At 54.8% G+C, this 5,981-nt stretch carries 8 protein-coding genes and 1 pseudogene; 6 read left to right on the top strand and 3 right to left on the bottom strand.

Features of this window, described 5'->3' with window-relative positions:
- Positions 1–220 precede the first annotated feature (220 nt).
- Complete coding sequence (locus tag BBD46_RS02510) at positions 221–571, top strand: winged helix-turn-helix domain-containing protein (RefSeq protein ID WP_071400196.1); 351 nt, start codon at positions 221–223, stop codon at positions 569–571.
- Here BBD46_RS02510 and BBD46_RS23050 read toward each other — a convergent pair.
- The gene (locus BBD46_RS23050) at positions 526–828 is read right to left on the bottom strand and encodes a zinc ribbon domain-containing protein (RefSeq protein WP_253184484.1); all 303 of its coding nucleotides are present in this window, start codon (positions 826–828) and stop codon (positions 526–528) included. The genes BBD46_RS02510 and BBD46_RS23050 overlap by 46 nt on opposite strands.
- Positions 829–1,057: 229 nt before the next feature.
- Here BBD46_RS23050 and BBD46_RS02505 point away from each other — a divergent pair, with 229 nt between their 5' ends.
- Positions 1,058–1,363 carry a hypothetical protein gene (locus BBD46_RS02505; protein ID WP_084777652.1) on the top strand — a complete coding sequence of 102 codons (306 nt, stop codon included), beginning with the start codon at positions 1,058–1,060 and terminating at the stop codon, positions 1,361–1,363.
- 56 nt (positions 1,364–1,419) lie between these two features.
- Complete coding sequence (locus BBD46_RS02500) at positions 1,420–1,707, top strand: PadR family transcriptional regulator (RefSeq protein WP_071400194.1); 288 nt, start codon at positions 1,420–1,422, stop codon at positions 1,705–1,707.
- Positions 1,708–1,879: 172 nt separating this feature from the next.
- On the opposite strand, the gene BBD46_RS23625 is transcribed toward BBD46_RS02500, so the two are convergent.
- Positions 1,880–1,990 carry a hypothetical protein gene (locus BBD46_RS23625; protein WP_420883930.1) on the bottom strand — a complete coding sequence of 37 codons (111 nt, stop codon included), beginning with the start codon at positions 1,988–1,990 and terminating at the stop codon, positions 1,880–1,882.
- A gap of 96 nt (positions 1,991–2,086) precedes the next feature.
- Between BBD46_RS23625 and BBD46_RS02495 the strand changes: the two genes are divergently transcribed.
- Together BBD46_RS02495 and BBD46_RS02485 are read left to right on the top strand one after the other, a co-directional pair.
- The gene (locus tag BBD46_RS02495) at positions 2,087–2,779 is read left to right on the top strand and encodes a nucleotidyltransferase domain-containing protein (protein WP_253184482.1); all 693 of its coding nucleotides are present in this window, start codon (positions 2,087–2,089) and stop codon (positions 2,777–2,779) included.
- Between the two features lie 158 nt (positions 2,780–2,937).
- Positions 2,938–3,330, top strand: a pseudogene (locus BBD46_RS02485) (SIS domain-containing protein); the annotation flags it as partial.
- 25 nt (positions 3,331–3,355) lie between these two features.
- Here the strand turns inward: BBD46_RS02485 and BBD46_RS02480 are convergent.
- Positions 3,356–4,297 (bottom strand): NAD-dependent epimerase/dehydratase family protein, encoded by a 942-nt coding sequence (locus BBD46_RS02480; protein WP_071400190.1) that lies wholly within the window; start codon positions 4,295–4,297, stop codon positions 3,356–3,358.
- 294 nt (positions 4,298–4,591) lie between these two features.
- On the opposite strand from BBD46_RS02480, the gene BBD46_RS02475 reads away from it, so the two are divergent.
- Positions 4,592–5,722, top strand: coding sequence for a transposase (locus BBD46_RS02475; RefSeq protein WP_071400189.1), 1,131 nt, complete (start codon positions 4,592–4,594; stop codon positions 5,720–5,722).
- The last annotated feature ends 259 nt before the right edge of the window (positions 5,723–5,981 follow it).

The raw sequence follows: 5,981 nt of genomic DNA, 5'->3' as shown, positions 1-5,981 counted from the left end.
CGGCATTCTGATGTTACTGGTTACTACTGGTAGATACTTATAGGTACTGAATTCTATAACAGTTACATTACCCTCCACTTAATACTTGGCGTATTGATGAATCAAAGAGACAATCGGATCTGTAATTTAGTCAAAGAATGATGACTAATTATCGGCCACCGCCCGGTCTCGCGTACGAACTTTCGGTGGAACTATCATCTCGTTACGAGAGTTACTAACTATGAAACTCCGTCAACCAACTGACTTTCTCATCCTTGAGGCACTCGAAGACAAAGGTCGGAACGTTGCGACGAATTTAGCCTCCCACACGGGAAAAAGTCGCAAGAACATCAACACACGATTGCCGGTGCTTGAGGACTACGGCCTCGTTCGGAAGATCGGCCCGGCAGAACGATCCGGGTTGTACGAGATCACGTCCGACGGGAAGGCGGCACTCATCTACCAAGACCAGTACAACCAGGTGGACGACTTCGAGCAGCTCATTGAGGAACCTGACACCGCCACCGCCGACAACACCGACAATCCTCAAGCGAGTTTCGCCCGCGGCGAAGACGAAACCGAAGACCCCTGAGCGGGTCTGTTGAAAACTCCACTGGAACAACAAGTTGCAGAGCCATCTTTCGGCCCGCCGCAGATGTTCGGAGAACGTCGCGAGCGCCACGTCCAGCTCTGCGTCAGTTCTTCGCCCGTTTTCTCGCGTGGCCAGTCGTAGTAGCCACCTGCACAGTCCAAGCAGGCGAAGTGTTGCACCTCACGATTTTCGTCAAGCGTACAGCCGCATTTCGAGCATTGCTGGCTCGTGTAAGACGGTTCAACCGGGTCAACCACGATCTCAGCTAGTTCTGCTTTGTTCGCGGTTTGTCCTGCAACTCACGGAACGCCCACTGCTGGAATTTCTTGCCATCGCTGATGCGCTCTCGAATCTGCCCAAGTCCTCGAAGGCGATGTGCGTACAGTCGTGGCGCTCGGCTTTCGCGACGATTTCTTTGGAACACCGATGCAGGTGACGAGGGGAAAGACCCATAGGATTTTCGGAGAGTACGTTGAAAGCCAAGCAATGGTCGACGATGCACGGATAGCAAAGCAATACCAGGCACCCTCGGAAATCAACCTGGCATCAGCACTGTCGGGACTCAATATTGAGTATCTGACTGTTTCCGACGAACGGATGCTTGTGATATACACACGGTCGATCCTCAACATCGACGTAACCAACGGGGACCTCCAGGGCGCTAATTCGTTTGAAATAGCAGTTCTTGATCATGACTCAAACGGAGGCACCGACAACCCACACGATCTGATCACAAGCCTTCTCGAACGCGTTGCAGATACAACAGAGAGTGACCTGTCACCAGTCAGCTAAGGCTTTTGCCTACGAGTATCGGAATTCTTAACATCCAAACCCAGTGAGTTGTGAATATGTACGATCTAACTGGATTTCAGCGAGACCTGATTTATACGATTGCTGGACAGGACGAACCCCATGGACTAGCAATCAAAGACGAACTTGAGCGCTATTACGATACAGAAATTAACCATGGGCGACTGTATCCAAACCTCGACACACTCGTGGATAAAGGACTCGTCGAAAAGGGCCAAGAAGACCGCCGAACAAACATCTATACAGTCACGAGGCGGGGAAAACGGGAGCTAGAAGCACGACGACAATGGGAAGATCAGTACGTGCATGATCTACTCGAAGAGTGAGTAGCTGCACACTCACCTCGAAACCTACGGCAAAGAGTGGGTTTCAGCCGTCAAAAGCGATGCACGCGTCTTGTACGGTGGTGAACGGATCCGGGTCGATACGCTGGCCGCACGCTAAATGATCTCGTCGGGAGTGGTGCCAATACTTCTGTGTTGACATCACCCTCCGCGTTCACGCGGAGGAATCCTGAATCAAGCGAATCGAAGATTCGCGTACGTCACGAGGGTATTCGAGCGCGACAACCAGGTCGTCCTGTCCGTGACGATCAATGTACATATCGATGTCGTCCGGCGTTCAGATGGCAACTTTCTCAACCAGCCTCGGTGTGATCTATATGACTCCTGAAGCCTTTTCATGATGTGCAAATTATTGCAGAATATGCAAAATTCGAAAGTCCTCCTCGATTTCCCGTTTCCGGAGGAACGTGTATTCCGGTACCAGGCGATGCAGGACATCCTCCACCATCTCGCGAACAATCCCTTCGAAGAATTCACACAGCAGGAACTCGCGTCGATTACGGACGCGGACGTCTCGTCGATTTCGCGTTCGGTCGAACTCCTCGAAAAACTGGGCGTAGTCGCAGTGAGTGAACAGCATCCCGCCCGCATTACGATCGACATGGATCACCTTCAGCGACCGGATCCCGTCTTCATGATCCCACAGTCCGAATTCCGCAAGCCAGTGCAGGCCTATCTCGACGAACTCGAGACACGAATTCAGGAGAGCGAGGAACTCGACGAACTCGTTGGAGTCGTTCTCTTTGGGAGCGTCGCTCGCGGAACAGCAGACCGACGTAGTGATATCGACCACCTCGTTATCGTTGACGGAGATCTCACCTACGGGCGGCGTATTTGTACGTCCCTCGCACGTGACATTGAGGAGGAATCGTTCGACGGCCACCGGTATGAGTTCGAGGTACTTGTCGAAACGCCGGACACCGCTGTCTCCCACGGAGAAGATCTGAAAGAAATCTTCGACGAAGGGCTAGTACTCGACCGTTCTGACCGACTCCAAGAGCTACGCCAGAACATCTACGCCTCGTCAGGAGAGGTGCGTAAGGATGCCGATTAGCCACGACGACATCGAGCCAGATCTGTCGAACGCACAGAAAGCGTTCCGTCACGGTGGGCAAACTCCCGAGGAGGGGCTAGATGTCTCGAGTGCCGACCTCGTCCAACTTCGGAAGGCGTGTCGACTTCTCTCCGGGGCAGAACGATTGCTCGAAGACGGATATTATCTACAAGTACGCGGAAGGGGTCACCGCCGGTGAGTTGAAACACGGGCCGTTAGCGCTCGTCACCGAAGAGATACTGGTGTTCGCGCTGATCACCCAGGAGAGGTGACGAAAACGTTACGGAACGTCAAAGAAGTCGAGGCCCGTGACGCGCCGGTGATCGCCGTCACTGATGCGCCCGCAGCCGTCGGCCAGTACGCCACGCACGTCCTCGAGGTGCCCGACGCCGGCCCACGGTTGACGCCGATCCTTGCGAACGTGCAACTACAGCTGGTCGCCTATTGGGTCGCGAACGACCTTGGCCGGTCAATCGACAAGCCGGCATCTGGCGAAAAGCGCCACGTCGAATAGGCTGCGGCGAGTGTGGCGGGACAGTTGCCAGCGATGACCGTACCTGCGAGTGGCAGCCGATGCTATCCTTCATGGTGATTACGATACCAGTCAATTGTCTGTTCAATCCCCTCTCGGATGGAAACTGACGGCTCGTAGTCGAGTTGCGTTCGTGCCTTCGAAATATCTGCTTCGGAATGTTTGATGTCACCCGTTCGAGCGTCTGTGTGAACAATATCTGAGTTCGTGTCGGTGATGTCTTGAATGAGTTCAGCTAGATCGCGGATGGTGATCGACTCGCCAGTCCCGATATTGTAGGCCTCGCCGACTGCATCAGTGGTCGCGGCTTTGCAGTTGGCCTGGACGACGTCGTCGATAAAGACGAAATCGCGCGTCTGCTGGCCATCGCCGTGGACGGTGATATCTTCGCCAGAGAGTGCCTGATCGATGAAGACGCTAATGACACCGCTGTAGTCACCGGCCACTTGTCCTGGACCGTAGACATTGAAATACCGCAGCGCAACCGTCTGGAGGTCGTAGAGGTTGTGGTACAGTCGGGCGTAGTGGTCAATGGTGAGTTTGTCCAGGCCGTATGGTGAGGTCGGCTCTTTCGAGTGGGTTTCGGAGATTGGGGTAGTGCTGGGATGGCCGTAGATCGCTGCACTCGAGGCAAGTACGACGCGAGCGTCCTGAGTTCGAGCGTACTCAAGCAAGGAGAGCGTGGCGTCAACGTTGATGTCGTGACTGGCAACCGGTGCTTCTGTAGATCGGGCAACACTTACAAGAGCAGCTTCGTGGAAGAGAAGATCCGTAGCTGTGTCCGGTTGGGTTAGGGCACCATCATCACGGATATCTCCTTCGTGAAAGGTAGCAGCTTGAGGGATATTTGTCCGCTTCCCGGTTGTCAGGTTATCCAGGATGTGAAGGGTGTTGTCGGCGGTCAGTGTTTCTGCAAGATGACCCCCAATGAAACCTGCTCCACCCGTAATGAGGATTGATTGGTCCGTTGGACTATGTGTGTGCATAGTCGATACTGTTACGCACGCTGTATGTTTTTTCTGGTCGACTGGTGTTTTCGGAGTGTGAGCACAAATCGATGAGCGACACCTGCTGACTCGGCCGCTGGCGCGGCTTCCTTGAGGGAGGGGGCTTAGCGCCCTCTCTTCCAATTAACCAAGGCAGTAGGCTGGTGACAACTGGATTGGTCAGCCACCCCAGTGGACTGTATACTCATAGCGGCAACAGTGCGGAAACCCACCCGTTCACAGTAGTTGCTGAAGTGACCAGATGACGATTATCATCGCGGTCGTTGTCTCGATATGGTCGAGACAACCGAGGCAACGCAAGTAACTCGCGCGGCTTCATCACTGCTGTTTCCGGAACTTGAGTTCGGGATCGCTGCGAACGGCACCTATCCGAGCGAGGACTTCCAGCGAGTCCTCGCTCGGATTGCCTTCGACAATGAGTTCGCTAATACTGGTGCGAAAGCCTATCAGCTTGCCCGTGGCGACGATATTGCCCTTGATGCAGCCGCTCGAAATCCGCTCGCACGAGCGCTTCTCTACCATTTGCGCGGACTCGACGCGGACGCGGTCGACGATCAGTTCGACCGCGTCCGCGAGGCTATCCTCGATGAAGCAGCTCGCAACCGCGTGTTTACTCGGCCAGTCGATGTCGCAATTGACGTTCACGACTGGCTCTATTACGGGGACGAAGAGACTCCTCGTGTCTGTACAACGAATCCAGCGCAGGGCACCGATCGTGCGTACAAGTTCGCTACCGTCTGTATCGTCGATCCGAGCGTCCGATTCACGCTTGGATCGGTAGCCTTGGAAGGCAGCGATACCGACGAGTTGGCGGATGCACTCCGTCAACTCGTCTCAGACGTCCGCAAGTACGTCGAAATCAACCGCCTTTACCTCGATCGTGGCTTCTATCGTGTTCACCTCGCCCTAGCGCTCAAAGAACTCGACGTTGAGTTCCTCATGCGTGCGCCGCAAACACGAAAGGTACAGCAATTCATTGACGACCACGACAGCGACACGTTCATCGCAGAGTACGAGATGGCTCGATCGAATCCGCCGACGTGCCGGACGACAGTCCGGCTCGTCGTCGTTCCGCACCGAACACGAGATGACGACCACTTCTGTCTGGTCACTAACCGCGATCTCGACGTCGGCACTGACGTCGAGATCGCTCGGCCACTGGCTGAAGCGTATCGCCGTCGGTGGGGGATCGAAACGTCCTACCGCAAGATTACGGAGTTTCTCCCGAGAACGTCGTCACCAACGTTCTCAGTACGGCTATTTTACTTTCTGTTCGCTGTCGCGTTGTACAATCTGTGGGTGTTGACGAATCTGCTCGTGACCCCACGTCGGGCGGTCGGGACGGATCCAGTCGTCCCGACCGCCCTGTTTCGCGCGTTTCTCGGGCAAATACCGTACGGATAGCGGTTGTCTCGATGACTGACTCGGGCTGAGCAGCCCGAGTCAGTACGCCCCTCACTACTGGTAAGACTGGAAGAACAACGGCTGAGGAAACGCTTCAGGAGGTATTCCACTCTCTGGACAACACTGAGCACGGTTTCACGAAGCCGGAGTTGAGAACGAGACTTCAAAAAGAAACCAAGGCGGATTCCCCGCCCCACCGTGGGCGGGGTTGAAGCCGACACTCGCCGCCACATACCACGAAACATTAAGCACCTCTATC

Origin of the sequence: Natrialba sp. SSL1 (genome assembly GCF_001861355.1) — an archaeon.
Classification (GTDB): Archaea; Halobacteriota; Halobacteria; order Halobacteriales; family Natrialbaceae; genus Natrialba.
This window is presented reverse-complemented; position numbering and strand designations above follow the sequence as displayed.

Coding starts and splice junctions, on each gene's coding strand:
- BBD46_RS02510 (WP_071400196.1), top strand. CDS start 221: ATGAAACTCCGTCAACCAACTGACTTTCTCATCCTTGAGGCACTCGAA.
- BBD46_RS02505 (WP_084777652.1), top strand. CDS start 1,058: ATGGTCGACGATGCACGGATAGCAAAGCAATACCAGGCACCCTCGGAA.
- BBD46_RS02500 (WP_071400194.1), top strand. CDS start 1,420: ATGTACGATCTAACTGGATTTCAGCGAGACCTGATTTATACGATTGCT.
- BBD46_RS02495 (WP_253184482.1), top strand. CDS start 2,087: ATGCAAAATTCGAAAGTCCTCCTCGATTTCCCGTTTCCGGAGGAACGT.
- BBD46_RS02480 (WP_071400190.1), bottom strand. CDS start 4,297: ATGCACACACATAGTCCAACGGACCAATCAATCCTCATTACGGGTGGA.
- BBD46_RS02475 (WP_071400189.1), top strand. CDS start 4,592: ATGGTCGAGACAACCGAGGCAACGCAAGTAACTCGCGCGGCTTCATCA.